General features: G+C 42.8%; 2 protein-coding genes. One reads left to right on the top strand and one right to left on the bottom strand.

Annotated features, from left to right (window positions below; all coding sequences use genetic code 11):
• Nucleotides 1-49: 49 nt before the first annotated feature.
• Nucleotides 50-1330: a transposase gene (locus QUA36_RS31125; RefSeq protein ID WP_333460154.1), complete on the bottom strand. Its 1281-nt coding sequence runs from the start codon at nucleotides 1328-1330 to the stop codon at nucleotides 50-52.
• 79 nt (nucleotides 1331-1409) lie between these two features.
• On the opposite strand from QUA36_RS31125, the gene tnpA reads away from it, so the two are divergent.
• Nucleotides 1410-1817: an IS200/IS605 family transposase gene (gene tnpA, locus QUA36_RS31120; protein ID WP_333460153.1), complete on the top strand. Its 408-nt coding sequence runs from the start codon at nucleotides 1410-1412 to the stop codon at nucleotides 1815-1817.
• Nucleotides 1818-1911 lie beyond the last annotated feature (94 nt).

Here is a 1911-nt window from a genome sequence, read left to right as displayed (position 1 = left end):
TCTCAGGGCTAAAGCCACTGAGATTCTGCTGACAGATTGACTTTAGTTATTACCAAAGCCTAATTCTCGCTACGGTGGTCAAACACCGTCTACCTAGTCGGTCAAGATTTACACTTAACTTACTAGCTACTTTTCTGAGAATGTTAGCCGCGCCATTTAAATCTGCGTTGATTACAGTTCCATCGGCAGAGCGATACAAACCACGTTTAATTCGTTTTCCAGATGCTTTCCACTCAGGCGGTTTTTCACCGTAGCTGGGCAGGGAGTCTCCATCAAGAAAACTACTTTTGGACGTATATGCTTCTTCGGTTTCCGTAAACTTAATGGCGTGCAAATCGCACAATTGGTTTAGTCGATGTTTCAGCTTTCCTAATGGCATTTGAACAAATCTCTGATTGTTCAGCTTACCCATATCGGCATTAGATTTAAAACCTTGGTTCCATCCAATTACTAGATTACCAATCCCATGCTGTAAGCAGTGGGAAACAATCAGCTTCGCAGCTTTGTTTATACCATCGCGCATCTGGTGATTACGCTTGCGAGTTACACGGTCTAGCCAGTTGTCCCAGTAACCAGCGGGCTTTCCTTCCTTTCTAGTTGCTACTTTTTTATTCCATAGCTGATTCATAGCTTTCATGGCACGAGCATCAATCAAGAAAGAATTTCCCAGGGTGTCCACACAGGCTGCTAAATTGTCAGCAATTCCCAAATCAATTGACAGCGCTTGGGTGTAATCTAAAGTGTGCTGCTGGCATTCTACTTCATAAGACATCTCCAAGTAGAAAGCACCATTCTTCGGGAGAATCGTGAACTCTTTAACCTTTGAGTAGTCAATGTTTGACGACATGGGTAGAAAGAATTCAGAAATCCCGAACCAGCGCCGTACTGTTAAACCCAGGGAAAATCTCAATTGGTCGCCGACAAGCGCTGGCTTTAATCCACCAGAATTTGGATAAGCGACTTTAAATAACTTAGAACCTGTTAAATAGCTCGGAGGCTTGGGTCTAAAGTGCAATTGACCTTTGCTATACAAAGCTTTTAACTCTTTGAAGCTTTTAAACGCCTCCGTAACCGACATCAAAGTTTGTTGCATAGGCGTTGAAGGCAGCGACTTAGCAACCATCGACTTTGCAATTGACGGTTCAAAAGATAAGTCAAATTTTCCGGTCAGCAACCTGCCCGTTTTGAAAAAGGTTTGGCGAGCCAAATAGACGGCACTATTATAAAGTTTGCCAGATTGCCGACAAAGGTAGTTTAATACTGCTTCAACTTCTTTGGTGGGAGACAACAATACTTGCTGTACTCCCATCATTTTTTTGACCTTAGCCACCTCTTTTTTCTGTAAATTAGTTGATTTATTTAGTTTAACTGGATATAGTGGATAAATTAAGCGATAACAACAAAAGTTTATGTTGCCTCTTCCAGAGTACAAGACTCACAACCACGTCAAATTCTTACTCAATTATCACTTCGTCTTCATTCCCAAGCGTCGCAAGAAAGTTCTAGTGGGAGACGTAGCAACTAGACTGCGAGAGCTGTTTTTAGCGCTTTCGACTGAGAAAGGTTGGGATATTCTAGCTTTAGAAGTGGCACCAGATCACGTACATTTATTCGTCGCCGTCAATCCGATGGATACTCCTGCGCTGGTCGTTAAGGCGTTCAAAGGACGTTCTAGTCATCATTTAAGGGCCCAGTTCCCAGAATTAAAAAAGCTGCCGTCTTTGTGGACGAGCAGCTATTTTGTTAGTACCGCAGGCAATATTAGTAGTGAAGTTGTGAAAAAATACATAGAAGATCCGCATCATTGTGCTAATTAAGAAAGAAAGAACACGGGGACTGAAGTCCCCCGCTCCGCTTCCCTCTCAGGGCTAAAGCCGCTGAGTTTCCCGCATCCCGTATTGATTTTTATGA

It is taken from the genome of Microcoleus sp. Pol10D4, from assembly GCF_036701555.1.
Lineage (GTDB): Bacteria > Cyanobacteriota > Cyanobacteriia > Cyanobacteriales > Microcoleaceae > Microcoleus.
Note: the sequence above shows the minus strand (reverse complement) of the source record. Positions and strands in the feature narration are given on the sequence as shown.

Excerpts from the sequence above, each read along its gene's own strand:
- tnpA (WP_333460153.1), top strand. The coding sequence starts at position 1,410 with ATGTTGCCTCTTCCAGAGTACAAGACTCACAACCACGTCAAATTCTTA.